This window comes from Ancylobacter defluvii (genome assembly GCF_018390605.1).
Taxonomy (GTDB): Bacteria; Pseudomonadota; Alphaproteobacteria; order Rhizobiales; family Xanthobacteraceae; genus Ancylobacter; species Ancylobacter defluvii.
In genome coordinates, this window is the sequence record NZ_JAHBGD010000016.1 from 74,124 (window position 1) to 100,342 (window position 26,219).

The following is a 26,219-nucleotide window of genomic DNA, read 5'->3' on the forward strand; positions in this document are numbered from 1 at the left end:
GCTGGGGAACGCGTTCCGGCGCCGAATCTCCTACGCGGAGCAAAACCGACCGGCTTGCCGCGCACGACAATCGCGCAGATCACGCCAATCGCGCAAAAAAAGAGGCGGAATCCATCGGATCCCGCCTTCTCTTTCTCATGGCCGCCCGCACCTGGTTCCGTCCCGTTTTACGGTGATCTGCCAGGGGGCTTTCTTGCCGATCATTCCTCCCGAGACCCGGGCCGGACGCCGCGCGAGAGCGTGGACAGGCGGACCCCTTTCTTGAGGAGGCCAACATAGGCCGGAATCGATCGGCTTGTCATCCTTGCGCCGCAATAGATCGTTTGTGCAGCGCAATAGTCAAAAGTGCAGCCGGGGTGTGACAGCCGTTCAAATTGCCGTCGTCACAGGGCGCGGGCGAGGCGAGAGGCGGGGCAAGGGCTTGTCTTTTCGACGCCGATCCGGTTTCACTCGGCACCGTCTTTCCGGCCGCCCGCGCCGGTCGAATCGAAAGTCTCGCTGATGCGCCTGTCCCGCTACCTCCTTCCCATCCTGCGCGAAGTTCCCAAGGAAGCCGAAATCGTCTCGCACCGGCTCATGCTGCGCGCCGGCATGGTCCGCCAGGAGAGCGCCGGCATCTATGCCTGGCTGCCGCTCGGCAAGAAGGTGCTGGACAAGATCTGCAACGTCATCCGCGAGGAGCAGAACCGCTCGGGCGCCATCGAGATCATGATGCCGACCATCCAGTCGGCCGATCTCTGGCGCGAGAGCGGGCGCTACGACGACTACGGCAAGGAGATGCTCCGCATCAAGGATCGCCATGAGCGCGACATGCTCTATGGGCCGACCAATGAGGAGATGCTCACCGAGATCGTCCGCGCCTATGTGAAGTCCTACAAGGACCTGCCGCTGAACCTCTACCATATCCAGTGGAAGTTCCGCGACGAGGTGCGCCCGCGCTTCGGCGTCATGCGCTCGCGCGAGTTCCTGATGAAGGACGCCTATTCGGTCGATCTCGATTTCGAGAACGCGGTCATCGCCTATAACCGCATGTTCGTCGCCTATCTGCGCACCTTCGCGCGGCTGGGGCTGAAGGCGATCCCGATGGTGGCCGATACCGGGCCGATCGGCGGCAATCACAGCCACGAATTCATCATTCTCGCCTCCACCGGCGAGAGCGAGGTGTTCTGCCACGCCGACTATCTCGACATGGCGCCGCCTCCCGCCGGGATCGATTTCCGCGATCCTGCGGCGCTGCAGGCGACGGTCGACCAGTGGACCAGCCTCTACGCCGCCACCGAGGAGAAGCACGACGAGGCGGCCTTCAACGCCGTCGAGGAAGGCAAGCGCCTCTCCGCCCGCGGCATCGAGGTCGGCCACATCTTCTATTTCGGCACCAAATATTCCGAGCCGATGGGCGCCAAGGTGACCGGCCCCGACGGCGTCGAGCGCCCGGTACATATGGGCTCCTACGGTATCGGCCCTTCGCGGCTGGTGGCGGCGATCATCGAGGCGTCGCATGACGAGAACGGCATCATCTGGCCGGACGATATCGCGCCCTTCAAGGTCGGCATCCTCAATCTCAAGGTGGGCGACGCGGCGACAGACGCCACCTGCGAGCAGCTCTATGCGACGCTGACCGCCAAGGGCGTCGACGTGCTCTATGACGACACCGAGGAGCGTCCCGGTTCGAAATTCGCCACCGCCGACCTTATCGGCCTGCCGTGGCAGATCATTGTCGGGCCGAAGGGACTTGCCGCCGGCACGGTGGAACTGAAGCGCCGAGCGGACGGTGCGCGCGAGAACCTGTCGGTCGAGTCTGCACTCGCCCGCGTTCTCGGCTGAGCCGGAAGGCGGCGGAGGCGAGATGGCGTTCAAGAGCGCAGCGAAGAATCCGGCGGGCAAGGCCTCCGGCAAGGAAGCCGTCCGGCCGAAGGCGACGAGCGAGCCTTCCGGCACGCGCCCGTTCAGCGCCTTCGAATGGATGCTGTCGCTGCGCTATCTGCGCGCCCGCCGCAAGGAAGGTTTCATCTCGGTCATCGCCGGCTTCTCCTTCCTCGGCATCATGCTCGGCGTAGCGACGCTGATCATCGTCATGGCGGTGATGAACGGCTTCCGCACCGAGCTGTTGTCGAAGATCCTCGGCCTCAACGGCCATTTGCTGGTCCAGCCCATCGACAGCCCGCTGACCGACTATGAGGCGGTCGCCATGCGTATCGCCGGCGTGCCGGGCATCAAGCTCGCCGTGCCGCTGATCGAGGGGCAGGCGCTGGCCTCCTCGGCCTTCAACGCTTCGGGCGTGCTGGTGCGCGGCATCTCGGAGACCAATCTGCGGGCGCTGCCCTCGATCGGCTCGAATATCCGCGAGGGCACGCTGCAGGGCTTCGATCAGGGCGAGGGCATTGCCATCGGCAAGCGGCTCGCCGACCAGCTCTCGCTGCACGCCGGCGACAACATGACCCTGGTGTCGCCGCGCGGGGCGGTGACGCCGATGGGCACCAGCCCGCGCATCAAGGCATACCGGATCGCCGCGATCTTCGAGATCGGCATGTCGGAATATGACGGTGCCTTCGTGTTCATGCCGCTGCCGGAGGCGCAGGCCTATTTCAACAAGGATGGCGATGTCACCGCCATCGAGGTCTACACCGACAATGCCGACGCCATGGATAAATACCGCGCGGCGGTGCAGCAGGCGGCGCAGCGGCCGGTCTACATCGTCGACTGGCGACAGCGTAACGCCACCTTCTTCAACGCGCTGCAGGTGGAGCGGAACGTGATGTTCCTCATCCTCACGCTGATCGTGGTGGTGGCGGCGTTCAACATCGTCTCCGGCCTCAACATGCTGGTGAAGGACAAGGGACGCGACATCGGCATTCTGCGCACCATGGGCGCCTCGCGCGGGGCGATCATGCGCATCTTTCTGGTTACCGGCGCGGCGATCGGGGTGGTCGGCACGCTCGCCGGCTTCCTGCTCGGCCTGGTGGTGTGCCTGAACGTTGAGGAGATCCGTCAGTTCATCTCCTGGCTGACCGCCACCGAGCTGTTCTCACCGGAGCTCTATTATCTCTCGCGCCTGCCGGCCGAGATGAATGCCGGCGAGACTACCTCGGTGGTGATCATGGCGCTGGTGCTTTCGTTCCTCGCTCCGCTCTACCCATCCTGGCGCGCCGCGCGCCTCGATCCGGTGGAAGCGCTGCGTTATGAGTGAGGCGAGAATGGCCGCCGCATTGCGCCTTCAGGGCATTGATCGCCGTTATGTCCAGGGCGAGGGCACCCTCGATATTCTACGCGGCGCCGATTTCGAGGTGATGGAAGGGCAGTCGGTGGCCCTCGTCGCGCCGTCCGGCACCGGAAAGTCGACGCTGCTGCACATTGCCGGCCTGCTGGAGCATCAGGACGCCGGCGAGGTGTATATCGGCGATCAGCCGACCGCCGGCCTTGCCGATGCGGAGCGCACCCGCATCCGCCGCACCGATATCGGCTTCGTCTACCAGTTCCACCATCTCCTGCCCGAGTTCTCGGCGCTGGAGAATGTGATGATGCCGCAAATGATCCGCGGCCTGGCGAAGCGCGAAGCGGCGGCGCGCGCCAAGGAGTTGCTGAGCTATCTCGGCCTTGGCAAGCGGCTGGAGCACCGGCCCGGCGAACTTTCCGGCGGCGAGCAGCAGCGCGTGGCCATTGCCCGCGCGGTGGCCAATGCGCCGCGGGTGCTGCTGGCGGACGAGCCGACCGGCAATCTCGATCCCCATACTGCCGACCACGTTTTCCGCGCGCTTCAGCAACTCGTCGAGGCGACCGGGCTGGCGGCGGTGATCGCCACCCACAATCTCGATCTCGCCGCGCGCATGCACCGTCGCGTGACCCTCCAGGACGGCGGCGTCGTCGAACTCGACTGACATCCGGAGATTTCCGGTTGCCGGCGCAGCTATTGGTCTTACTATTCCGGGAGATGTACGGACGCCCCTGAGGAGCGCCCCCGGATGGACTTGCCGTGGCTTGATCATCTGTCGATGCTATCGCTCGCCGTGCTGGCCGCGGTGATGCTGATCGCCACGCTGCGCCTGTTCGGCACCCGGCATGTGCCGGTGACCGCCGAGCAGCAACTGGCGGGGGACGGGGATTACGATTACGCGGTCGACCATGTGGAGGCGCATCAGGCGACGCTCGATCGCTTCTCGGCGCTTGCAACGACGCCGTCCGGCTATGATTGCGTCGCCGAGCTGGTGCCGGAGACCTCCAGGGTCCGCGATGCCGTGCAGATCCGAGTGGTGGTCGAAGGGGCCACGGTCGGCGAGATCGGCTGCAAGGAAGTGCGCACTTTCCTGGCGGCGATGAACGGCAAGCCGGCGCGCTGCGACGCCTTGATCGTCGCCCCGCGCGATGCCGCGCGCAGCCTGTCGGTGCGGCTCGACCTCGCTTGGCCACCGCGTATTTCCTGACGGATTGCCGACGATTCGAGGGACGGCGTTAGCGGTTCCGCAACCAACGACAAGAACGCAAAGAGAACAAAGCTTGACCTGACGCCGCTTATCCCCGATGTTCTCCATATGTTCCATGTCGCCATGTCGCAAGGGAGATCGTCATGATCCGCATCCTGTTTCAGGAAGTTGCCGCGCTGTCCTCCATCGGCCTGTTCGTGGCGATGATCGGCATCTGGGCCGGCGTGTTCGCCGGCGTCGGAGGATGACGGGGACAGATCCGTCGCTCACGCAGACGCGGGTGGACGCGGGTGGCCACCATCCTCACGATGAGAGCTTGTGAGTCGCGATCGGAGGAAGACCATGGCCGAGGCGGATGTCGGGTTCGTCCATCTCCACGTCCACTCCTCCTTCTCGCTGCTGGAGGGGGCGCTGCCGGTCGGCAAGCTTGCCGAACTGGTCAAGAAGGACCGCCAGCCCGCCATCGCCCTGACCGATACCGGCAATCTGTTCGGCGCGCTGGAATTCTCCGAGAAGATGGCCGGCGCCGGCATTCAGCCCATCGTCGGCTGTTCGCTCGCCATCGATTTCGCCGACCAGGCCGGCCGCGGGCCGGCGCATGCCCTGCGCCCGCGCATCGTGCTGCTCGCTGCCGACGAGACCGGCTGGGGTCATCTGATGGAGCTGGTGTCGCGCTCCTATCTCGACACCGCCGATGACGGCGCCCCGCACATCAAGATGGAGTGGCTGGAGGCCCACCATGCGGGGCTCATCGCGCTCACCGGCGGGCCGTCCGGCCCGATCGACCGGGCTTTGGCGCTTGGGACGCCGGACGTTGCGACCCAGCGGCTGGAGGCGCTGAAGGCGCTGTTCGGCGATCGGCTGTATGTCGAGATCCAGCGCCACGGCATCGGCGAGGAGCGGCGGATCGAGCGCGCGCTCATCGAGCTGGCCTACCGCATGCAGCTGCCGCTGGTCGCCGCCAACGAACCGTTCTTCGCTGCTCAGGACGATTACGAGGCGCATGATGCGCTGATCTGCATCGCCGAGGGACGCCTTGTCGCCGAGGACGGGCGCCGCCAGCTCACCCCCCAGCATCGCTTCCGCACCCGCGCGGAGATGATGGAGCTGTTCGCCGACCTTCCCGAGGCGCTCGCCAACACCATCGAGGTTGCGCGGCGCTGCGCCTATCGCCCGCGCACCGTGAAGCCGATCCTGCCACGCTTCACCATGGAGCGCGACGAGGCGGAAGAACTGCGGGTGCAGGCGGAGGAGGGGCTCACCGCCCGGCTTGCCGTGCACGGCCCGGCACCGGGGCTGACCGAGAAGGACTATCACGACCGGCTCGCCTTCGAGCTCAGCATCATCGAGAAGATGAAGTTCCCCGGCTACTTCCTGATCGTGTCGGACTTCATCAAATGGGCAAAGGCGCACGGCATTCCGGTGGGGCCGGGGCGTGGCTCGGGCGCCGGCTCGCTGGTCGCCTATTCGCTCACCATCACCGATCTCGACCCGCTGCGCTTCGGCCTGCTGTTCGAGCGCTTCCTGAACCCCGAGCGCGTGTCGATGCCCGACTTCGACATCGACTTCTGCCAGGAACGGCGCGACGAGGTGATCCGCTATGTGCAGCAGCGCTACGGCCGCGGCCAGGTGGCGCAGATCATCACCTTCGGTACGCTGCAGGCGCGCGGCGTGCTGCGCGACGTCGGCCGTGTGCTGGAAATGCCCTATGGCCAGGTCGACAAGCTCTGCAAGCTGGTGCCGCAGAACCCGGCCAACCCGGTCACGCTGAAGCAGGCGATCAATGACGAGCCGCGCCTGCAGGCCGAGGCCGAAGCCAATCCGGTGGTGAAACGCGCCTTCGACATCGCCACCCGCCTCGAAGGGCTCAACCGCCACGCCTCGACCCACGCCGCCGGCATCGTGATCGGCGACCGGCCGCTGGCGCAGCTGGTGCCGCTATACCGCGATCCACGCTCCGACATGCCGGTGACGCAGTACAACATGAAGTGGGTCGAGCAGGCCGGGCTGGTGAAGTTCGACTTCCTCGGCCTGAAGACACTCACCGTATTGCAGACGGCGGTGCGCCTCGTCGCCCAGAGCGGCATCGAGCTCAACCTCGGCACCATCCCGCTCGACGACAAGAAGAGCTACGCCATGCTCACCCGTGGCGAGACGGTGGGGGTGTTCCAGGTGGAAAGCGCCGGCATGCGGCGCGCCCTCGTCGACATGAAGCCGGACCGGCTGGAGGACATCATCGCGCTGGTGGCGCTGTATCGTCCGGGCCCGATGGCCAATATCCCGGTCTATTGCGCGGTGAAGAACGGGCAGGAGCAGGCGGTCTACGCCCATCCCGCGCTGGAGGGCAGCCTCAAGGAGACCTACGGCGTCATCATCTACCAGGAACAGGTGATGCAGATCGCCCAGACCTTGTCGGGCTATTCGCTCGGCGAGGCGGACCTGCTGCGCCGCGCCATGGGCAAGAAGATCCGCGCCGAGATGGACAAGCAGCGCGAGCGCTTCGTCGACGGCGCGGTGGCGAACAGCGTGCCGAAGGCCAAGGCCTCGGAGATCTTCGACCTGCTCGCCAAGTTCGCCGACTACGGCTTCAACAAGAGCCACGCGGCGGCCTATGCGTTGGTATCGTACCAGACCGCCTATCTGAAGGCGAACTATCCCACCGAGTTCCTCGCCGCCTCGATGACGCTCGACATGGGCAATACCGACAAGCTGGCGGAATTCCGCCAGGATGCGCAGCGGCTCGGCATCACCGTGGTGCCGCCCTCGGTGAACCATTCGGGCCGCGAATTCGCGGTGGAGAAGGGATGCATCCTCTACGCGCTCGCCGCCATCAAGGGCGTCGGGCTGCAGGCGGTCGATGCCATCGTCGAGGCGCGCGGCGACCGGCCGTTCAAGGATCTCGCCGATTTCGCCGCCCGCATCAACGCCAAGGCGCTGAACAAGCGCACCATGGAGAGCCTGGTGAACGCCGGCGCCTTCGACACGCTGGAGCCGAACCGCGCCCGCGCGGCGGCGGCGGTCGAGGCGGTGCTCGGCCACGCGGCGGCGGCCGGCGCCGAGGCGGCGCTCGGGCAGGGCAACATGTTCGGCGGTCCGTCGATGGCGGCGGATCTGCGCATCCCCAATGTCGAGGCGTGGCTGCCGGCCGAGCGGCTGCAGAAGGAATATGACGCCATCGGCTTCTTCCTCACCGGCCATCCGCTCGATGACTACGGCAAGACGCTGGAACGTTTCCGCGTGCAGCGCTGGAGCGACTTCTCCCGCTCGGTGCGCGCCGGTGCCACCGCCGGGCGGCTGGCCGCCACCGTGGTGAGCAAACAGGAGCGCCGCACCAAGACCGGCAACAAGATGGGTATTGTCGGCCTGTCGGATCCCTCCGGCCAGTTCGAGGCGGTGTTGTTCTCCGAATCACTGAACCAGTTCCGCGACCTACTGGAGCCGGGGAGGGCGCTGCTCCTCCACGTCGCCGCCGAGTTGCAGGGCGAGGATGTCCGCGCCCGCATCCAGACGTGCGAGCCGCTCGACGAGGCCGCCTCCAAGATGCAGAAGGCGTTGCGCATCTTCCTGCGCTCGCCGGATCCGCTGGAAAGCGTGGCGTCGCGGCTCGGTTCGCTCGGCGGCGGGCGCGGTGATGGCGAGGTGGCCATCGTGCTGCTGCTCGGCGAGCGCGGCGAGACCGAGGTCGAGGTGAAGCTTCCCGGCCGCTTCGGCCTCTCCCCGCAGATCGCCGGCGCCATCAAGGCGGTGCCCGGCGTGGTGGCGGTGGAGATGCACTGAGGCGTGGGAACGATGCGGGGACGGTCGACGGCGAGCGCCTTCGCGGAGTGGGTATTTGAACAACAGCGGCCGGATTATCAGTCGCCGAGTTCGTCATTGAAGAGCAATAGACTTGAACTGGGCAGATTCGATCATGCCGAAATCGATGTAGTCAAGAAAAAATCTTGGTTTTTGGATCATAGCGTCGGCGGGGGCGGCGGATATCGGACACACTTCGTTGATGATGGTGTGTCAGTATTTTTTGCATCGAACCTGATAGTTGATGACTCCCCCGTCCGGTGTCGACCTGATCTTATTTTGACCAATGATCTAGCCGGGCACGTCATTATTATTGAAAGAAAGACCACATATCAGTTTCGTTTGCTCAATGATAAGGAGAATTGGGACAATGCGGAGTGTCAATTGTGGTGTTATTCATACATTGATAATCTTGCCTTTTATGATCGGGTAACTTTGATTTGTGAGCGTTGGGTGAGGCGGGGCACGCAGTTGGTTGCCCTGCCAAGTCCAATGGTTTGGTTCAAGGGCACAGCAGAGCACGAAAGGCACTGTCGGCGCTATTTCGAGCGCTATGGCGGACTGCTCTTCTAATCGTGCTGGTCCTCAGTTCGCTGCGACTTGCGCACGGGCGATGCCTCGCCTATAAGCCGCGCCATCCCGCACGCGGACCACGCGGCCGGGCTCTCTTCCTATGGTCGAGGCCCATAGTCGCTCCGGTGTCGATGCCGAATTCCCGGCTCGGCTATGTCCGCGGAGGCTAACCGGAAGAGAGACGACCATGGCACTTCCCGATTTCACCATGCGTCAGCTGCTTGAAGCTGGCGTGCATTTCGGCCATCAGTCCCACCGCTGGAACCCGAAGATGGCCCCGTTCATCTTCGGCACCCGCAACAACATCCACATCATCGACCTCGCCCAGACGGTGCCCTCGCTGGCCCGTGCGCTGCAGGTGGTGTCCGACACCGTGGCCCGCGGCGGCCGCGTGCTGTTCGTCGGCACCAAGCGCCAGGCGGCCGATGCGGTGGCCGATGCGGCCAAGCGTTCGGCGCAGTATTACGTCAACTCCCGCTGGCTCGGCGGCATGCTGACCAACTGGAAGACCATCTCGCACTCCATCGCCCGCCTGAAGAAGCTCGAAGAGCTGCTCAATGCCGGCGAAGGCGTCGGCTACACCAAGAAGGAGCGCCTGACGCTCCAGCGCGAGAAGGAAAAGCTCGATCGCGCCCTTGGCGGCATCCGCGACATGGGCGGCCTGCCGGACCTGCTGTTCGTGATCGACACCAACAAGGAAGACCTCGCCGTCGCCGAAGCGCGTCGCCTGGGCATCCCGGTTGCGGCGATCCTCGACACCAACTGCGATCCGGACGGCATCTCCTATCCGGTGCCGGGCAATGACGACGCCGGCCGCGCCATCAACCTCTATTGCGACCTGATCGCCCGTGCCGCCATTGACGGCATCGGCCGCGCCCAGGGCGATTTCGGTGTCGATATCGGCGCCGCCGAAGTGCCGCTGATCGAGGACCTTCCCGCCGAGACCATCTGGTCGAGCTTCGAGCCGCTGTCCGGTCCGCGTGGCCCGGCCGACGACCTGAAGAAGCTGACCGGCGTTTCCCCGGCCATCGAGAAGAAGCTGACCGATCTCGGCATCTTCCACTTCTCGCAGATCGCCGGCCTCGACGCCGCCGATGCGCACCGGATCGGTGAAGAAGTCGGTCTGCCGGGTCGCGTCGACGGCTGGGTCGCCCAGGCCAAGGAGCTGACCGCCGAGGTCGAGTGACCGGCGCGGACGTCTCGCGGCGGCGGTAAGCTGCCGCTCGGATCATGAGTACGCGGCCGGCCCGGAACCCTCCGGCCGGCCGTGTCGTCAAATGACACATGCGCGAATGATACGTCGCACGTGACACCTGCGATTCGTGTCGATTGGAATGAGGAACGGAACATGGCCAACATCACCGCGGGCATGGTGAAGGAGCTGCGCGAGAAGACCGGCGCGGGCATGATGGACTGCAAGAACGCGCTCGGCGAAGTCGAGGGCGACATCGAGGCCGCCATCGACTGGCTGCGCAAGAAGGGCCTGGCCAAGGCCGCCAAGAAGGCCGGCCGCGTCGCCGCCGAAGGCCTGATCGGCCTCGCGCTGGCCGGCACCAAGGGCGTGGTGGTCGAGGTGAACTCCGAGACCGACTTCGTCGCCCGCAACGAGCAGTTCCAGGCGCTGGTGCGCAACATTGCCCAGGTGGCGCTTAGCGCCGGCGACGACGTCGCGGCGATCGGCGCGGCGGCCTATCCGGCCGGCGGCACCGTCAGCGAGGCGGTCTCCAGCGCCGTCGCCACCATCGGCGAGCACATGAACCTGCGTCGCGCCAAGGAGCTGTCGGTCACCTCGGGTGTCGTCGCCAGCTACATCCACGGCTCGGTGGGCGAAGGCCTCGGCAAGATCGGCGTGCTGGTCGCGCTCGAATCGACCGGCAAGGCCGATGAGCTCGCCGCGCTCGGCCGCCAGATCGCCATGCATGTCGCCGCCGCCAACCCGCAGGCGCTCGACGCCGCCGGCATCGACGCCGACGTCGTCGCCCGCGAGCGCGGCGTGCTGGCCGAGAAGGCCAAGGCCTCCGGCAAGCCGGACAACGTGGTCGAGAAGATCGTCGAGAGCGGCCTGAAGACCTTCTACAAGGAAGTCACGCTCGTCGAGCAGCCCTTCATCCACGAGCCCTCCAAGACCGTCGCCCAGGCGGTGAAGGAGAGCGAGGGCAAGGTCGGCGCGCCGGTGAAGGTCACCGGCTTCGTGCGCTTCGCCCTCGGCGAGGGCGTCGAGAAGCAGGAGAGCGACTTCGCCGCCGAAGTCGCCGCCGCCGCCGGCGCCTGAGACGCAGAACGCGTTTGTTGATAAGACCACGCCGGGGGCGCCAGCAGCGCGTCCGGCGTGTTTTATTGTGGCGGCGCGGTTCGGCGTCGCGCGAAGTATGAAAAGGTGCCTCATGTCGCAGTCGGCGGAACCGCAGGAAATCCATTACCGGCGGGTGCTGGTGAAGGTGTCCGGTGAGGCGCTGATGGGCAGCGAGGCGTTCGGCCTGCACTGGCCGACCATCGAGGGCATCGCCCGCGACCTCGCCGATGCCCGCGGCACCGGCGCCGAGGTGGCGGTGGTGGTCGGCGGCGGCAACATCCTGCGCGGCGCCAGCGTCGCCGGTCGCGGCCTCGACCGCGCCACCGCCGATCACATGGGCATGCTGGCGACGGTGATGAACGCCCTCGCTCTGGAGAAGGCGATCGAGGAGGCCGGCTCGCCGGCCCGTACGCTCTCCGCCATTCCGATGCCGACCATCTGCGAGCCCTATGCCCGCCAGACCGCCTCGCGGCACCTTTCGCGCGGGCGCATCGTGGTGCTGGCCGGCGGCACCGGCAATCCGTACTTCACCACCGATACCGGTGCCGTGCTGCGCGCCGCCGAGCTCGAATGCGACGCGGTGATGAAGGCGACCAATGTCGACGGCGTCTATACCGCCGATCCCAAGCTCGATCCGACCGCCACCCGCTATGAGCGGCTCACCCATGACGAGGCCTTGACCAAGGATCTCAAGATCATGGACGCCGCCGCCTTTGCGCTGGCGCGGGAGGCGAAGCTGCCGATCATCGTGTTCTCCATCCGCCAGCCCGGCGCCATCGAGGACGCGGTGCGGGGCAGGGGCCGTTCCACCACCGTCGCGCCGTAGCCGGCGGCTGCCGGCGTCCTCGCTCCATGCCGCGCTGCGGCATGCAATAAGGCGCCTGCGTGCTTGCCTCGCGCGGCAAACCATCTGATATAGCCGGGTCCGGCCGCTTGCGGCGCTGGCGCCGCCTCGAGCGGGCAGCGCGGTGTGAGCCCGGCGCAGCAAGAAGAGGGTTCGCTATGAGCACTGGTTCGACCGATATTGCCGATCTTAAGCGCCGCATGCAGGGCGCCATCGGCGTCCTTAAGCAGGAACTGAGTGGCCTGCGTACCGGACGCGCCTCCGCGAGCCTCCTGGAGCCGATCCAGGTGGACGCCTACGGCTCACACATGCCGCTCAACCAGTGCGCTTCGGTGAACGTGCCGGAGCCGCGCCTGCTCTCGGTTCAGGTCTGGGATCGCGGCATGGTGTCGGCGGTGGAGAAGGCGATCCGCGATTCCAATCTCGGCCTCAACCCGCAGACCGAGGGCCAGGTGATCCGGGTGCGCATTCCCGAGCTCACCCAGGACCGCCGCCAGGAACTGGTGAAGGTCGCCCACAAATATGCGGAAGCGGCCAAGGTCTCGGTGCGCCATGTGCGCCGCGACGGCATGGACAGCCTGAAGAAGGCGGAGAAGGACGGCGACATCAGCGCCGACGAGCAGACCCGGCTGTCGGATCAGGTGCAGAAGGCCACCGACCAGTCGATCGCCGAGGTCGACCAGGTGCTGGCGACCAAGGAAAAGGAAATCCTGGCGGTTTGAGCGCAGGCCGGGCGACGGCGCGGAGTTGGCCTCCTTGAAGATCGCGAAGTTCGACGTGTCAGACGATGCACCGATCGAGGACGGGCGGCCGGCGACGGCTGCGCCCGCCGGCCCGGTGCCGCGGCATGTCGCCATCATCATGGACGGCAACGGCCGCTGGGCGACGTCGCACGGCCTGCCGCGCTTCGAGGGGCATCGCCGCGGCGTCGAGGCGGTGCGCCGCACCATCGCCGCCGCCATCGAGCTCGGCATCGAGGCGCTGACCGTGTTCAGTTTCTCCAGCGAGAACTGGACGCGCCCCGAGGGCGAGGTCGACGAGCTGATGGGGCTGCTGAAGCTGTTCATCCGCAGGGATCTTCACGATCTCCACACCCGCAATGTGCGGGTGCGCATCCTCGGCGAGGGGCATCCGCGCGACGGCGAGATCCAGGCGATGCTGCGCGAGGCGGAGAGCCTGACCGGCGGCAATACCGGCCTCACCCTGGCCGTCGCCTTCAATTACGGCTCGCAGAACGAGATCGCCCGTGCCGCCCGCACCCTGGCGCGGGAAGTGGCGGCCGGGCGGCTGTCGCCGGAGGACATCACCCCGGCGCGGCTTGCCGGCGCGCTCGACACCGTGGGCCTGCCGCCGCTCGATCTGGTCATCCGCACCAGCGGCGAGCAAAGACTGTCCAACTTCCTGCTCTGGCAGGCGGCCTATGCCGAGCTGGTCTTCCTGCCGGTGCTGTGGCCGGATTTCGATCGCGGCTGGTTCGAGCAGGCGCTGGCCGAATTCGCCTCCCGCGAGCGGCGATTCGGCGGCCTCGATGCGGCAGGGCGTACGTGACTTGATCATCGGTGCCGATTTTCTGCCGCGCCTCGGCTCGGCGCTGGTGCTGGGCCCGCTGGTTATCGGCGCGGCGGCCTGGGGCGGGCGGCCGTTCGTGCTGCTGTGCTTCCTCGCCAGCCTGATGCTGCTGCAGGAATGGGCCAGGATGGTGTGCCTGCCGCGCCTGCCCGGCATTCTCGCGCTTGGCGGCGGCGGCATCGCCTGCGCCCTGTTCGCCCTGGTGGCGGGACCGCCGATGCTGACCCTGGCGCTGCCGGCCGGGGCGCTCGCGGCGGCGCTCATCCTGCGCGGCGGGCTGACGCCGCGGCTCTGGGCGCTGCTCGGCGTGCTCTATGCCGGCGCGCTGGCCTTCTCGCTTACCCTGCTGCGGCTCGATCTCGGCTTCGGGCTGGTGGCGATAATCTGGCTGCTGGCGGTGGTGTGGACCACCGACATCGCCGCCTATTTCTGCGGACGCCTCATCGGCGGGCCGAAACTGTGGCCGCGGGTCAGCCCCAACAAGACCTGGTCGGGCGCCCTTGGCGGCGTGATGTTCGCGGTGGGGGCGGGCATGCTGACGGTGTGGCTCGCCGGTATCGAATCGTCGCTGCTCGCCGCCCCGGCGGCGTTTGCGGCCAGCGCCTGCAGCCAGGCCGGCGATTTGTTCGAATCGTCGATGAAGCGCCGGTTCGGGGTGAAGGATTCCGGCCATCTCATTCCCGGCCATGGCGGGCTGATGGACCGGCTGGACGGGCTGGTCGCGGCGGCGGTGCTCGCCTGCCTCATCGGCCTCGCGCGCGATCCCGCCTCGCCGGCCGCCGGCCTGCTGGTTTGGTGAGCCGGGCGGGGAAACGCGCCGCAAATGTGGCAGGCTGCCGTTTCTCTGCCAAACTTGGCAGCGACATCATGGCGGCAACATCTCAGGCGAGCCTATCGCGGCCCGCGGTCGATGCGCAGATGAGGAAAACGAAATGAGTGTACTTTCGTCGATGGGTGGTGGCGCCGAATGGCTGCTCGGCTATCTCATCCCGTTCCTCTTCGTGCTGACGATCGTGGTGTTCTTCCACGAGCTCGGGCATTTCTGGGTGGCGCGGCGCGCCGGGGTGAGGGTGGTCGCCTTCTCGATCGGCTTCGGCCCGGAGATCGTCGGCTTCAACGACCGCCACGGCACGCGCTGGAAGCTTTCGGCGATACCGCTCGGCGGCTATGTGAAGTTTCTCGGCGACGACAACGCCGCCTCGACGCCGGACCGCAACGGCCTCTCGCAGATGACCGAGGCGGAGAAGAAGGTGAGCTTCTTCCACAAGTCCGTCGGCGCCCGCGCGGCCATCGTCGCGGCCGGTCCGATCGCCAATTTCATTCTCGCCATCGTCATCTTCGCCGGCCTGTTCATGACGGTCGGCCGGCAAGTGGCGACGCCGCGCGTCGATGCCATCCAGGCCGGCAGCGCCGCCGAGAAGGCCGGCTTCCAGCCGCATGACCTGATCCTGTCGATCGACGGCGCGCCGATCGAATCCTTCAGCGACATGCAGCGCATCGTCAGCGCCAGCGCCGATGTGCCGCTCAGCGTGGAAATCGACCGCGGCGGCGAGAAGCGCACGCTCGCCGCGACGCCGGACCGCCGCGAGATCACCGATTCTTTCGGCAATGTGCACCGCATCGGCGTGCTCGGCATCTCGCGCTCGACCGGGGCAGGGGAGGTGACGACCCAGCGATTCGGCCCGGTCGAGGCGGTCGGCCTGGCCGGCAAGGAGGTGTGGTTCATCGTCGAGCGTACCTTCTCCTATCTCGGTGGGGTGGTGACAGGCCGCGAATCCGCCGACCAGCTGGGCGGGCCGATTCGCATCGCCCAGGTGTCGGGGCAGGTGGCGACCTTCGGTATAGGCGCGCTTTTGCAGCTGGCGGCGGTTCTGTCGGTTTCGATCGGTCTTCTTAACCTCTTCCCCGTACCCTTGCTGGATGGCGGACATCTGATGTTCTACGCCATCGAGGCGCTGCGCGGCCGTCCGCTCAGCGATCGGGCGCAGGAGGTCGGTTTCCGCATCGGTCTTGCTTTGGTACTGATGCTCATGCTGTTCGCTACGTGGAACGATATTCTCAATATTTCAAAATCTTGACGCCCCTCCTGCCCAAGCGTTGCCGGTGTGCCACGGCGGCGGGAAAAGGCGATGGGGCGACGGGAGCTTCGTTTGCAGGCCTGTCAAAAGCTTGTACAAGCGAAGCGCTGGGTGAAAGATCGCGCCTGCCCTCGCTTGCGTGGGCGGTGCCGGCGTCAGAACAACGGTAAGGTTGCGCACCAAATGGCTGTAAGTGTCCGGTTCGTGAGTAAGATGGCTTCGGTCCTGGGCGTCGTCGCCCTGGTGGCCGTGGCAGGGGTTGCCGGATCCATTGTCGCGCCTGTTAGCGCCGTTGCGCAGACGGCGAATTCCATCATCGTCGAGGGCAATCGTCGCGTCGATGCAGAGACGGTCCGCTCGTATTTCGGTGCGCCGCCGCTGACGCCCGCCAAGATCGACGAGGGCCTGAAGGCACTCTATGCCACCGGCCTGTTTTCCGATGTGCGCGTCTCCAATCGCGGCGGTCGCCTGGTGGTGAGCGTCGAAGAGAACGAGGTGATCAACCGCGTCGCCTTCGAGGGCAACAAGAAGGTCAAGGACGAGCAGCTCGCCGGAGAGGTGCAGTCCAAGGCCCGCGCGCCGTTCTCCCGCACCACGGTGCAGGCCGATACCCAGCGCATCATCGAGGTGTATCACCGCGCCGGCCGCTATGACGTGCGCGTCGAGCCGAAGACCATCGATCGCGGCCAGGGGCGCGTCGATCTGGTGTTCGAGATCACCGAGGGCGAGAAGCTCGGCGTCGCCGAGATCAAATTCGTCGGCAACAAGTCGTTCTCCGACTGGAAGCTCAAGGACGAGCTGACCACCACCGAGTCCAACTGGCTGTCGTGGCTGAAGAATACCGACGTCTATGACGTCGATCGCATCAATTCCGACCAGGAGCTGCTGCGCCGCTTCTATCTGAAGAACGGCTATGCCGACTTCCGCATCGTGTCGGTGACTGCCGACCTCGATCGCAAGAAGGAAGGCTTCATCATCACCTATGTGCTGGACGAGGGGCAGCAGTACCGCGTCGGCACCGTCGATGTCGTCTCCAACATCAAGGACGTCGATCCGGCCCGCATCCGCTCGGCGCTGCGCGTCGCCAAGGGGCAGGTCTACAACGCCGAGCTGGTCGAGAAGTCGGTCGAGAACGCCACCATCGAGGTGTCGAAGAGCGGCTATGCCTTCGCCCAGGTGAAGCCGCGCGGCGACCGCAACCCCGAGGCCCGCACCATCTCGCTGGTGTTCGCGGTGGAAGAGGGGCCGCGCGTCTATATCGAGCGCATCGAGATTCGCGGCAACACCCGCACCCGCGACTGGGTCATCCGCCGCGAGTTCGATCTCGCCGAGGGTGACGCCTATAATCGCGTGCTGGTCGACCGCGCCGAGCGCCGGCTGCGCAATCTCGGCTTCTTCAAGGACGTGAAGATTTCCAACGAGCCAGGCTCGGCACCGGACCGGGTGATCCTGGTCGTGCAGGTCGAGGACCAGCCCACCGGCGAGTTCTCCATCTCCGGCGGCTATTCCAGCTCGGACGGCTTCATCGGCGAAGTGGCGGTCTCGGAGAAGAACTTCCTCGGCCGTGGCCAGTTCGTCCGCCTCGCCGGCACGCTCGGCGAGAATGTCCAGGGCATCGACTTCAACTTCACCGAGCCCTACTTCCTCGACTACCGCGTCGCCGCCGGCTTCGATCTCTCCTATCGCGAGACCGATTCGACCAGCTACAGCCCGTACAGCACCACCACCGGTGGCGGTACGCTGCGCGTCGGCCTGCCGCTCACCGACGAGCTGACCCTCGGCCTGCGCTACACGCTGTCGCAGAAGGAGATCTCGATCGACGAGGACGACATCGCCACCTACGGTCAGATCTCCTGGGCGCTGCTCGAGGTGAACAACGACCCGGCGATCACCTCGGCGGTCGGTTACACGCTCAGCTACAACATGCTCGACAACAATATCGACCCGACGAACGGTTACCTGCTGGAGTTCAAGCAGGATCTGGCCGGGCTCGGTGGCGATGTGAACTACATCCGCTCCACCTTCGATGCGCGCTGGTACATGCCGGTGTTCGGCGATGTGGTGCTGATGCTGCGCGGCCAGGCGGGCAACGTCTCGTCCTGGGGCGGCGAGGACCTGCGTATCCTCGACAACTTCTTCAAGGGCCCGGATCTGGTCCGCGGCTTCGAGTCGAACGGCATCGGCCCGCGTGACTTGGCGTCCGGCCTGGACGGCTCGGATCCGGATGCGCTCGGCGGCACGCTCTACTGGGGCACCACGGCGGAACTGCAGTTCCCGCTCTCCTTCCTGCCGAAGGAAGTGGGTCTGAAGGCAGCGGTGTTCGCCGATGCCGGTTCGCTGTGGGACTATCAGGGCAACACCACCTTCGAGAACATCGCCGGCTGGGACAGCAACCTGGTGGACTGCAGCGCGCTTGAAGGCTCCTCGACCAAGGGCATGAACAATGTCTGCGTCGCCGACAGCGACTCGATCCGCTCCTCGGTCGGCGTCAGCCTGATCTGGAAGTCGCCCTTCGGCCCGCTGCGCTTCGATTATGCCTGGGTGCTGTCGAAGGAAGACTACGACCAGGAACAGGCGTTCCGCTTCAGCGGCGGCACCCGTTTCTGAGGTCCACGCCCGATCATTGGCGGCCATATCATTGGCGGATTACGACGGCCCGGCTCGCCCCGGGCCGTCGGTTCATTGGACGACAGGCATATCCGGCACGATGCAGTCAGCGGCTGATCCGATCTTCCACCGTCCGGTGCGTAGCTTTTCCCTCGAGGAACTCTGCGCGCTGGTGGGTGGGCAACTGACCGACCCCTTGCAGGGCGCGCGGCAAATCATGGACGTCGCCTCGCTGGAGGACGCCGGCCCCGGCGACATCAGCTATATGGACGGCGCCCGCTTCGTACCGGCGCTCAGCCAGACCCGTGCCGGCTTCTGCCTGATCGGCGAGCGCTTCCTCGGCTCGGTGCCGGCCGGCGTGGTGCCGGTGGTAGTGAAGCGGCCGCATGCGGCCTTCGTCACCATTTCCCGCGCGCTCTATCCCGCGTCGCTGCGTCCCGCTTCGGTGTTTGGCCAGTCCGGCGTCGCCGCCGGTGCGGTGGTGCATCCGCAGGCGCGGCTGGAGGACGGCGTCACCGTCGACCCCGGCGCGGTGATCGGGCCGGGTGCCGAGGTCGGCGCCGGCAGCATCGTCGCCGCCGGCGCGGTGATCGGGCCGGGGGTTCGCATCGGTCGTGACTGCACCATCGGCGTCGGCGCGAGCGTGCTGCACGCGCTGCTCGGCGACCGGGTGGTGCTGCATCCGGGGGTGCGCATCGGCCAGGATGGCTTCGGCTATGTCGGCGGCGCCGGGGGGCACGCCAAGGTGCCGCAGATCGGCCGGGTGATCGTGCAGAACGACGTCGAGATCGGGGCCTCGACCACGGTCGATCGCGGCGGCCTGCGCGACACGGTGATCGGCGAGGGCACCAAGATCGACAATCTGGTGCAGATCGCCCACAACGTGGTGATCGGCCGGCATTGCGTCATCGTTTCGCAAACCGGTATTGCCGGCAGCGCCACTCTCGGCGATTTCGTCGTGCTGGGCGGGCAGGTCGGGGTGATCGGCCACGTCCGCATCGGCGACGGGGCGAAGATCGCGGCAACCAGCAATGTGAAGGACGACGTCCCGCCGGGCGTCGAATGGGGTGGTTCGCCGGCACAGCCGATGCGGGACTGGTTCCGGGAAGTGATGGCGATCCAGCGCCTTGCCCGAGCCGACCGCGGCGCCGGGCGAAGCGCGGACGAAGGACGGAAGAACCCATGAACGAACAGGGCGGCACCACACTCGGCGCGGCGGACATATTGAAGGTCCTTGCCGTATTGCCGCACCGCTATCCGTTCCTGATGGTCGACAAGATCGTCGGCATCGAGAGCGACAAGCGGGCGATCGGCATCAAGAACGTCTCCGCCAACGAGCCGCATTTCCAGGGGCATTTTCCGGAGAATCCGGTGATGCCGGGCGTGCTCATCCTCGAAGGCATGGCACAGACGGCGGGTGCCATCTGTCTGTTGCAGCGGGCCGGGGGCGGCAAGCCGTCGCTGGTTTACTTCATGACCATCGACAAGGCGAAATTCCGTCGGCCGGTGGTGCCGGGCGACGTGCTTGAGTACCACATGACGCAACTCACCAAGCGTCGAAACATGTGGTGGTTCCGGGGCGAGGCAAAGGTGGACGGTCATTTGGTGGCCGAAGCCGAGGTCGGCGCGATGATCGCCCACGACGACGGGCGCAAGTGATGGGTTCCTCTGTGCGTATTCACCCGACTTCCATCGTCGAAGACGGCGCCGTGCTCGGCGACGGCGTCGAGATCGGCCCTTTCTGCACCGTCGGCCCCAATGTCGAGCTGGGCGCCGGGGTGCGCCTCATCTCGCACGTCACGCTGGCGGGCCATACCCGCATCGGCAGCGGCACCGTGATCTATCCCTTCGCCTCGCTCGGCTTCCCGCCACAGTCCTACCACTACAAGGGCGAAGCCAGCCGGCTGGTCATCGGCAGCAACTGCATCATTCGCGAGCATGCCACCATGAATGGCGGCACCGCCGGCGGCAGCATGGAGACGCGCATCGGCGATGACTGCATGTTCATGGTCGGCACCCATGTCGCGCATGATTGCGTGATCGGCAACAAGGTGATCTTCGCCAATGGTGCGACGATGGCCGGCCATGTGACCATCGGCGACAATGTGTTCATGGGCGGCATGACGGCGGCGCACCAGTTCGTGCGCATCGGCGAGCAGTCCATCGTCGGCGGCATGTGCGGCCTGCGCCACGATCTCATCCCCTTCGGCGCGATGATCGAGGGCCGTCCCGGCCTCGGCGGGCTCAACATCATCGGCATGAAGCGGCGCGGCCTGACGCGGGCGCAGATCCATGCGCTGCGCGCCGCCTATCGCGAACTGTTCTATGGCGGCGGCATGCTGTCCGACCGCGCCGAGCAGGTCGCCAAGGATCATGCCGGCGACGCGAACGTCATGCTGATCGTCGATTTCATCCGCAGTGCCGGCAAGCGGCGTGTCACCGTTCCGATCGATGCGGGTCATGGCGAGCCCGACGCGGACTGATCCCGCCCCGGCCGAGGCCGGCGGCGAGCCGCTGGCCATCCTCTGCGGCGGCGGGGCGTTTCCGCTGGCGGTGGCGCATGCTGCGCGCCGGGCCGGGCGCTCCGTGCATCTTTTTGCGTTGCGCGGCCACGCCGATCCCGGTGTCGCAGCCTTCCCGCATGTATGGGTCGGTCTCGGCCAGTACGGAAAGCTGAAGGCGGAGCTGCGGCGGCGCGGCTGCCGCGACGTGGTGTTCATCGGCAACGTGCTGCGCCCGAGGCTGCGCGACATCAAGCTCGACTGGCAGACGGTGCAATTGCTGCCGCGGATCGTGCGCATGCTGCGCGGCGGCGACAATCATCTGCTTTCAAATGTCGGCAAGCTGTTCGAGCAGGACGGCTTCCGCCTGCTCGGCGCGCATGAGGTCGCTCCCGACATTCTGGTGCCGCCCGGCCGGCTTGGCCGCAAGGCGCCCGACCGGGCGATGCTCGATGACATCGCGATCGGCCGCCAGGCGCTGACGACGATGGGGCCGCTCGATATCGGCCAGGGTGTGGTGGTGATCAACCGCCATGTGGTGGCGGTCGAGGCTGCCGAGGGCACCGACCTGATGCTACGCCGCTGTGCCGAGCTGCGCGAGAACGGCCGCATCCGCACGCCGACGCCGTCTGGCGTGCTGGTGAAGGTGCCGAAGATCGACCAGGACCGCCGCTTCGACCTGCCCTCGTTCGGCGTGCTGACGGTCGAGGGCGTGGCGCGGGCGGGGCTGGCCGGCATCGCGGTCGAGGCGGGCGGCGTCATCGCTGCCGACCTCGCCGCCATCATCGCCGCCGCCGATGCCGCCGGCCTGTTCGTCCACGGCTTCGAGCCGGCAAGCCCGACATGACCGGGAGCCCGCCGCGCCGCATCTTTCTCATTGCCGGTGAGGAATCCGGGGATGTTCTCGGCGCCGGGATGATGCGCGAGCTGCGGGCGCTGGCCGGCGAGGAGATCGCGTTCCTTGGCGTCGGCGGCCCGGGCATGGAAGCGGAGGGCCTGAGCTCCATCTTCCCGATCGACGATATCACCGCGATGGGTTTCGGCCAGGTGATTGCCGGGCTGCCGCGGATCCTGCGCCGTATGCGCGATGCCGCCGATGCGGTGGTGGCGGCGCGCCCGGATGTGCTGGTGCTGATCGACGCGCCGGATTTCACCCATCGTGTCGCCCGCAAGGTGCGGGCGCGGCTGCCGGACCTGCCGATCGTCAAATATGTCGCGCCCACGGTGTGGGTGTGGCGGCCGGGCCGGGCGCGGGCGATGAAGCCGGATGTCGACCGGGTGCTTGCGGTGCTGCCCTTCGAGCCGGCAGTGATGGCGAAGTTCAGAGGGCCGCCGACCAGCTATGTCGGCCATCCGCTGCTGGATGAGATCGATCTGCTGCGCCCCAATCCGCAGGAGGCCGCCCGCCGCGCGGCGTCTCCGCCGCTGGTGCTGGTGCTGCCCGGAAGCCGGCGCGCCGAACTCGCGCGCCTCGGCGTTGCCTTCGGCGAGGTGCTCGGCCTGCTGCGCCGGCAGATCCCGGATGTCGAGCTGGTGCTGCCGACCCTGCCGCGCCGCCTGGCGCAGGTTCGGGAGATGGTAGCGGGCTGGCCGGTGCAGCCACGCATCGTCGTCGGCGAGGACGAGAAGCTGGCGGCGTTCCGTAGCGCCCGCGCGGCGCTCGCCGCCTCGGGCACGGTGACGCTGGAGCTGGCGCTTGCCGGCATTCCCACCGTTGCCGCCTATCGCATCGGCTGGCTGGAGGGGCGGATTGCGCCTTATCTTCTGCAGATCACCACGGCGATCCTGCCGAACCTGATCCTGTCGGAGAAGGCGATGCCGGAATATCTGCAATGGCATATCGATCCGCCGGCCATGGCGGCGCAGCTGGTGCGCCTCATCGCCGGCGGCGAGGAGCGTCAGGCGCAGCTCGAGGCCTTCGCCCGCCTCGACGCGATCATGGGAGTGGAGGGCGACAAGCCCAGCCGCCGCGCTGCCGCCGCGGTGCTGGAGACCATGCGGGCCGGGCGCGGCTGAAAAGGCGGCCGGCGCATCCGGCAGGCGAGGGGCATCGCCGGACGGATGGTTCGTAGCCGGCTGTGAAACGCATTGCCTTGATTCTACTTGATGCCGTCGTTCAGCATCGCCGGAAATTTGATAGTCGGCTACGTTCTGACCGCCACTGGATGGCTGCTTGTCCGCGCCCGATCAGGCCTGAACCGAATCCCGGGCCCCACGCGCCGCGCTATCTCCGCCTTCGCCTTATGTGCCAGCGGCAGCGTGAAGACGCCCATGACAGAGTGTAGCCTCCGCCCGGAGAGGACATCCGCCCGGCGCCGTAAGGGGCGGCGGAGCGGCCGGAAAGCCGTAGGTCGGCATCTCGTCGATGCCGCTAGGCGGACGCCAGCACAAACGAAAATCCCCGCCCTCCGGGGGAGGGCGGGGATTTCGATTCTTCAGATCCCGATGCCGTGCCGGCCCGGATGGCCCGCTCTCACTTGCGGCGGGCGATCGGCACGTAGTCGCGGGCCGGGGCGCCGGTATAGAGCTGGCGCGGGCGGCCGATGCGCTGGCCGGGATCCTCGATCATTTCCTTCCACTGGCCGATCCAGCCCACGGTGCGGGCGAGGGCGAACAGCACGGTGAACATCGAGGTGGGGAAGCCGAGTGCCCGCAGGGTGATGCCCGAGTAGAAGTCGATGTTCGGGTAGAGCTTGCGCTCGACGAAATACTCGTCCTGCAGCGCGATGCGCTCCAGCTCCACCGCGATGTCGAGCAGCGGGTCGTCCTTGATGCCGAGCTCGCCGAGCACCTCATGGCAGGTCTTCTGCATGATCTTGGCGCGCGGGTCGTAGTTCTTGTAGACGCGGTGGCCGAAGCCCATCAGGCGGAACGGGTCGTTCTTGTCCTTGGCGCGCTTGATGAATTCCGGGATGCGCTCCACCGAGCCGATCTCGCCGAGCATCTTCAGCGCCGCCTCGTTGGCGCCGCCATGCGCCGGCCCCCACAGACAGGCGATGCCGGCGGCGATACAGGCGAAGGGGTTGGCGCCCGAGGAGCCGGCGAGGCGCACGGTGGAGGTGGAGGCGTTCTGCTCGTGGTCGGCGTGCAGGGTGAAGATGCGGTCGATGGCGCGCGAGAGCACCGGGTTGACCTTGTATTCCTCGCACGGCACCGAGAAGCACATGCGCAGGAAGTTGGAGGCGTAGTCGAGCTCGTTCTGCGGGTAAACGAAGGGCTGGCCGATGGTGTATTTGTAGGCCATCGCCGCCAGCGTCGGCATCTTGGCGATCATCCGTACCGAGGCGATCATCCGCTGCTGCGGGTCGGAGATATCGGTGCTGTCGTGATAGAACGCCGAGAGCGCGCCGACCGAGGCCACCATCACCGCCATCGGGTGGGCGTCGCGGCGGAAGCCGTGGAAGAACCGGCTCATCTGCTCATGCACCATGGTGTGGCGCGTGACGCGGTAGTCGAAATCCGCCTTCTGGGCGGCGGTCGGCAGCTCGCCATAGAGCAGCAGGTAGCAGGTCTCAAGGAAGTCGCCGTCCTCGGCAAGCTGCTCGATCGGGTAGCCGCGATAGAGCAGCACGCCCTCGTCGCCATCGATGTAGGTGATCTGGCTTTCACAGCTCGCGGTGGAGGTGAAGCCGGGATCGTAGGTGAACATCCCGGTCTGGCCATAGAGCTTGCCGATATCGACGACCTGCGGCCCGATCGTGCCGTCCAGAATCGGGAGTTCCCAGCTCTTGTCGCCGATATTCAGTGTGGCCGTTTTCGCGGAAGTGCCGTTGATGGCGTCCATGCGGGGTCTCCCTGAGAGTCAATGGACCGAACGAAGCGGAGCGCGTCGGCGGAGGTTCTCGCCTTGTTGTGCGGCAGCCGTTTCCGAGGGGCCTTCTATGCTCCCCAGAGGCTGGATGCGTAAAGTCGTAACGGTTTCGATCCGTGCTCGCAAGCGCAGCGGACACGGTAGTGCGATAACATCGAAATCCAGTAACGGCAGGGCGTTTGATCGATTTCGCACCTGCATCAACACTTCGTCGTACGTCCTTCAGGCCGCCCGCGCGGCGTTCGCCTGATCGGCGATGCGCGCCAGCGACTCGTCGCGCCCCAATACCGCCAGCACGTCGAAGATGCCGGGGGAGGTGGTTCGTCCGGTCATGGCGGCGCGCAGCGGCTGGGCGATGGCGCCGAGCTTCACCCCCTTGGCCTCGGCGACGGTGCGCACCGCCGCCTCGGTGCCGGCGGCGGTCCAGTCCGGTGTCGCCGCCAGCGCGTCATGAGCGCTCGCCAGCAGGGCGCGGGCGTCGTCGGTGAGCAGCGCCTTGGCCTTGTCCTCCATATCGAGCGGGCGCTGCTTGACGATGTAGCCGGCGCTGTCGATCAGCTCGACCAGCGTCTTGGCGCGCTCCTTCAATCCCGGCATGGCGGCGAGCAGCTGGCGGCGGCGCTCCGGGGTGAGCGCGTCGGCGATCGCGGCGCCGTTGGGCAGATGCGGCAGCAACTGGTCGATGGCCGCCAGCAGCTCGGCGTCCGGCGTCGCCCGCATATAGTGGCCGTTGATGTTTTCCAGCTTGGCGAAGTCGAAGCGGGCCGGCGAGCGGCCGACGCGGTCGAGGTCGAAATGGGTGATCATCTCCTCGGTGGAGAAGATCTCCTGGTCGCCATGGCTCCAGCCGAGGCGCACCAGATAATTGCGCAGCGCGGCGGGCAGGTAGCCCATGGCGCGGTAGGCATCGACGCCGAGCGCGCCATGGCGCTTGGAAAGCTTGGCGCCATCCGACCCGTGGATCAGCGGGATATGCGCCATGGTCGGCACCTCCCAGCCCAGCGCGCGATAGATCTGCGTCTGGCGGGCGGCGTTGGTGAGATGGTCGTCGCCGCGGATGATGTTGGTGACGCCCATGTCATGGTCGTCGACCACCACCGAGAGCATATAGGTCGGCGTGCCGTCCGAGCGCAGCAGCACCAGATCGTCGAGTTCCTTATTCTGGAACACCACGCGGCCCTGCACCAGGTCGTCGATCACGGTCTCGCCCTCGGTCGGCGCCTTCAGGCGGATCGCCGGCTTGGCGCCGGCGGGCGCCTCGGCGGGATCGCGGTCGCGCCAGCGCCCGTCATAGCGGGGCGCGCGGCCTTCCTTGCGGGCGGTCTCGCGCATCTCCTCCAGCTCCGCCGCGGTGGCGTAGCAGGGATAGGCGTGGCCGGCCGCGAGCATCTGCTCCACCGCCTCGCGGTGCCGCCCGGCGCGGGCGAACTGGTAGATGGTGTCGCCCGTCCAGTCGATGCCGAGCCAGGTGAGCCCGTCGATGATCGCCTCGATGGCTTCCGGGGTGGAGCGCTGGCGGTCGGTGTCCTCGATGCGCAGCAGCATCTTGCCGCCCTTGGCATGCGCATACAGCCAGTTGAACAGCGCGGTGCGGGCGCCGCCAATGTGCAGGAAGCCGGTCGGGGAGGGGGCGAAGCGGGTAATGACGGTGTCGGACATCGGCTTTCCGTGTCGTCGCCGGGCGTTTTGCGCGGGGCGGTAGCGGTCGGGATGCGTGCGTGTACCATAGG

Annotated in this window: 21 protein-coding genes; 19 read left to right on the forward strand and 2 right to left on the reverse strand. The window is 66.7% G+C overall.

Features of this window, described 5'->3' with window-relative positions:
- Nucleotides 1–501: 501 nt before the first annotated feature.
- The 19 genes from proS to lpxB all read left to right on the forward strand — a co-directional run bounded on the left by proS (nucleotide 502) and on the right by lpxB (nucleotide 22,694).
- Entirely contained in the window at nucleotides 502–1,824 is a 1,323-nt protein-coding gene (gene proS / locus KHC24_RS11480) for a proline--tRNA ligase (RefSeq protein ID WP_213363416.1), read from the forward strand.
- Between the two features lie 139 nt (nucleotides 1,825–1,963).
- The gene (locus KHC24_RS11485) at nucleotides 1,964–3,187 is read left to right on the forward strand and encodes a lipoprotein-releasing ABC transporter permease subunit (protein WP_213363456.1); all 1,224 of its coding nucleotides are present in this window, start codon (nucleotides 1,964–1,966) and stop codon (nucleotides 3,185–3,187) included.
- Between the two features lie 7 nt (nucleotides 3,188–3,194).
- Entirely contained in the window at nucleotides 3,195–3,875 is a 681-nt protein-coding gene (locus tag KHC24_RS11490; protein WP_246546721.1) for an ABC transporter ATP-binding protein, read from the forward strand.
- Between the two features lie 84 nt (nucleotides 3,876–3,959).
- Entirely contained in the window at nucleotides 3,960–4,418 is a 459-nt protein-coding gene (locus tag KHC24_RS11495) for a hypothetical protein (protein WP_213363418.1), read from the forward strand.
- A gap of 342 nt (nucleotides 4,419–4,760) precedes the next feature.
- Nucleotides 4,761–8,195 (forward strand): DNA polymerase III subunit alpha, encoded by a 3,435-nt coding sequence (gene dnaE / locus KHC24_RS11500; RefSeq protein ID WP_213363419.1) that lies wholly within the window; start codon nucleotides 4,761–4,763, stop codon nucleotides 8,193–8,195.
- Nucleotides 8,196–8,198: 3 nt separating this feature from the next.
- The gene (locus tag KHC24_RS11505) at nucleotides 8,199–8,786 is read left to right on the forward strand and encodes a hypothetical protein (protein WP_213363420.1); all 588 of its coding nucleotides are present in this window, start codon (nucleotides 8,199–8,201) and stop codon (nucleotides 8,784–8,786) included.
- Between the two features lie 187 nt (nucleotides 8,787–8,973).
- Nucleotides 8,974–9,972, forward strand: coding sequence for a 30S ribosomal protein S2 (locus KHC24_RS11510; protein WP_213363421.1), 999 nt, complete (start codon nucleotides 8,974–8,976; stop codon nucleotides 9,970–9,972).
- Between the two features lie 162 nt (nucleotides 9,973–10,134).
- Nucleotides 10,135–11,058 carry a translation elongation factor Ts gene (tsf, locus tag KHC24_RS11515; RefSeq protein ID WP_213363422.1) on the forward strand — a complete coding sequence of 308 codons (924 nt, stop codon included), beginning with the start codon at nucleotides 10,135–10,137 and terminating at the stop codon, nucleotides 11,056–11,058.
- Nucleotides 11,059–11,170: 112 nt separating this feature from the next.
- Entirely contained in the window at nucleotides 11,171–11,905 is a 735-nt protein-coding gene (pyrH, locus tag KHC24_RS11520) for a UMP kinase (RefSeq protein WP_213363423.1), read from the forward strand.
- 176 nt (nucleotides 11,906–12,081) lie between these two features.
- Nucleotides 12,082–12,645 (forward strand): ribosome recycling factor, encoded by a 564-nt coding sequence (gene frr, locus KHC24_RS11525; RefSeq protein ID WP_213363424.1) that lies wholly within the window; start codon nucleotides 12,082–12,084, stop codon nucleotides 12,643–12,645.
- A gap of 139 nt (nucleotides 12,646–12,784) precedes the next feature.
- Nucleotides 12,785–13,471, forward strand: a complete 687-nt coding sequence (locus KHC24_RS11530; RefSeq protein WP_246546817.1) for an isoprenyl transferase — start codon at nucleotides 12,785–12,787, stop codon at nucleotides 13,469–13,471.
- A gap of 1 nt (nucleotide 13,472) precedes the next feature.
- A complete protein-coding gene (locus tag KHC24_RS11535) occupies nucleotides 13,473–14,291 on the forward strand; it encodes a phosphatidate cytidylyltransferase (protein WP_246546725.1) in 819 nt (272 codons plus the stop codon).
- 133 nt (nucleotides 14,292–14,424) lie between these two features.
- The gene (rseP, locus tag KHC24_RS11540) at nucleotides 14,425–15,570 is read left to right on the forward strand and encodes an RIP metalloprotease RseP (RefSeq protein ID WP_213363426.1); all 1,146 of its coding nucleotides are present in this window, start codon (nucleotides 14,425–14,427) and stop codon (nucleotides 15,568–15,570) included.
- A 213-nt stretch (nucleotides 15,571–15,783) separates the two neighbouring features.
- Nucleotides 15,784–18,177 (forward strand): outer membrane protein assembly factor BamA, encoded by a 2,394-nt coding sequence (gene bamA, locus KHC24_RS11545; protein WP_213363427.1) that lies wholly within the window; start codon nucleotides 15,784–15,786, stop codon nucleotides 18,175–18,177.
- A gap of 100 nt (nucleotides 18,178–18,277) precedes the next feature.
- Nucleotides 18,278–19,363: a UDP-3-O-(3-hydroxymyristoyl)glucosamine N-acyltransferase gene (gene lpxD, locus KHC24_RS11550; RefSeq protein WP_213363428.1), complete on the forward strand. Its 1,086-nt coding sequence runs from the start codon at nucleotides 18,278–18,280 to the stop codon at nucleotides 19,361–19,363.
- The gene (gene fabZ / locus KHC24_RS11555) at nucleotides 19,360–19,836 is read left to right on the forward strand and encodes a 3-hydroxyacyl-ACP dehydratase FabZ (RefSeq protein WP_213363429.1); all 477 of its coding nucleotides are present in this window, start codon (nucleotides 19,360–19,362) and stop codon (nucleotides 19,834–19,836) included. Before lpxD ends, fabZ begins: the two co-directional genes overlap by 4 nt.
- Complete coding sequence (gene lpxA / locus KHC24_RS11560) at nucleotides 19,836–20,660, forward strand: acyl-ACP--UDP-N-acetylglucosamine O-acyltransferase (protein ID WP_213363430.1); 825 nt, start codon at nucleotides 19,836–19,838, stop codon at nucleotides 20,658–20,660. The genes fabZ and lpxA overlap by 1 nt, the downstream gene beginning before the upstream one ends.
- A complete protein-coding gene (locus KHC24_RS11565) occupies nucleotides 20,638–21,525 on the forward strand; it encodes an LpxI family protein (RefSeq protein WP_213363431.1) in 888 nt (295 codons plus the stop codon). The genes lpxA and KHC24_RS11565 overlap by 23 nt, the downstream gene beginning before the upstream one ends.
- Nucleotides 21,522–22,694, forward strand: coding sequence for a lipid-A-disaccharide synthase (gene lpxB / locus KHC24_RS11570; RefSeq protein ID WP_213363432.1), 1,173 nt, complete (start codon nucleotides 21,522–21,524; stop codon nucleotides 22,692–22,694). The genes KHC24_RS11565 and lpxB overlap by 4 nt, the downstream gene beginning before the upstream one ends.
- 457 nt (nucleotides 22,695–23,151) lie before the next feature.
- Here lpxB and gltA read toward each other — a convergent pair whose 3' ends face one another.
- Both gltA and gltX read right to left on the reverse strand, forming a co-directional pair.
- Entirely contained in the window at nucleotides 23,152–24,462 is a 1,311-nt protein-coding gene (gltA, locus tag KHC24_RS11575) for a citrate synthase (RefSeq protein WP_213363433.1), read from the reverse strand.
- Between the two features lie 249 nt (nucleotides 24,463–24,711).
- Nucleotides 24,712–26,148, reverse strand: a complete 1,437-nt coding sequence (gene gltX, locus KHC24_RS11580; protein WP_213363434.1) for a glutamate--tRNA ligase — start codon at nucleotides 26,146–26,148, stop codon at nucleotides 24,712–24,714.
- Nucleotides 26,149–26,219 lie beyond the last annotated feature (71 nt).

Coding starts and splice junctions, on each gene's coding strand:
- frr (WP_213363424.1), top strand. CDS start 12,082: ATGAGCACTGGTTCGACCGATATTGCCGATCTTAAGCGCCGCATGCAG.
- lpxD (WP_213363428.1), top strand. CDS start 18,278: ATGCAGTCAGCGGCTGATCCGATCTTCCACCGTCCGGTGCGTAGCTTT.
- KHC24_RS11510 (WP_213363421.1), top strand. CDS start 8,974: ATGGCACTTCCCGATTTCACCATGCGTCAGCTGCTTGAAGCTGGCGTG.
- KHC24_RS11490 (WP_246546721.1), top strand. CDS start 3,195: ATGGCCGCCGCATTGCGCCTTCAGGGCATTGATCGCCGTTATGTCCAG.
- KHC24_RS11485 (WP_213363456.1), top strand. CDS start 1,964: ATGCTGTCGCTGCGCTATCTGCGCGCCCGCCGCAAGGAAGGTTTCATC.
- tsf (WP_213363422.1), top strand. CDS start 10,135: ATGGCCAACATCACCGCGGGCATGGTGAAGGAGCTGCGCGAGAAGACC.
- fabZ (WP_213363429.1), top strand. CDS start 19,360: ATGAACGAACAGGGCGGCACCACACTCGGCGCGGCGGACATATTGAAG.
- gltA (WP_213363433.1), bottom strand. CDS start 24,462: ATGGACGCCATCAACGGCACTTCCGCGAAAACGGCCACACTGAATATC.
- rseP (WP_213363426.1), top strand. CDS start 14,425: ATGAGTGTACTTTCGTCGATGGGTGGTGGCGCCGAATGGCTGCTCGGC.
- bamA (WP_213363427.1), top strand. CDS start 15,784: ATGGCTTCGGTCCTGGGCGTCGTCGCCCTGGTGGCCGTGGCAGGGGTT.
- proS (WP_213363416.1), top strand. CDS start 502: ATGCGCCTGTCCCGCTACCTCCTTCCCATCCTGCGCGAAGTTCCCAAG.
- KHC24_RS11565 (WP_213363431.1), top strand. CDS start 20,638: ATGGCGAGCCCGACGCGGACTGATCCCGCCCCGGCCGAGGCCGGCGGC.
- lpxA (WP_213363430.1), top strand. CDS start 19,836: ATGGGTTCCTCTGTGCGTATTCACCCGACTTCCATCGTCGAAGACGGC.
- pyrH (WP_213363423.1), top strand. CDS start 11,171: ATGTCGCAGTCGGCGGAACCGCAGGAAATCCATTACCGGCGGGTGCTG.
- KHC24_RS11530 (WP_246546817.1), top strand. CDS start 12,785: ATGGACGGCAACGGCCGCTGGGCGACGTCGCACGGCCTGCCGCGCTTC.
- lpxB (WP_213363432.1), top strand. CDS start 21,522: ATGACCGGGAGCCCGCCGCGCCGCATCTTTCTCATTGCCGGTGAGGAA.
- dnaE (WP_213363419.1), top strand. CDS start 4,761: ATGGCCGAGGCGGATGTCGGGTTCGTCCATCTCCACGTCCACTCCTCC.
- gltX (WP_213363434.1), bottom strand. CDS start 26,148: ATGTCCGACACCGTCATTACCCGCTTCGCCCCCTCCCCGACCGGCTTC.
- KHC24_RS11495 (WP_213363418.1), top strand. CDS start 3,960: ATGGACTTGCCGTGGCTTGATCATCTGTCGATGCTATCGCTCGCCGTG.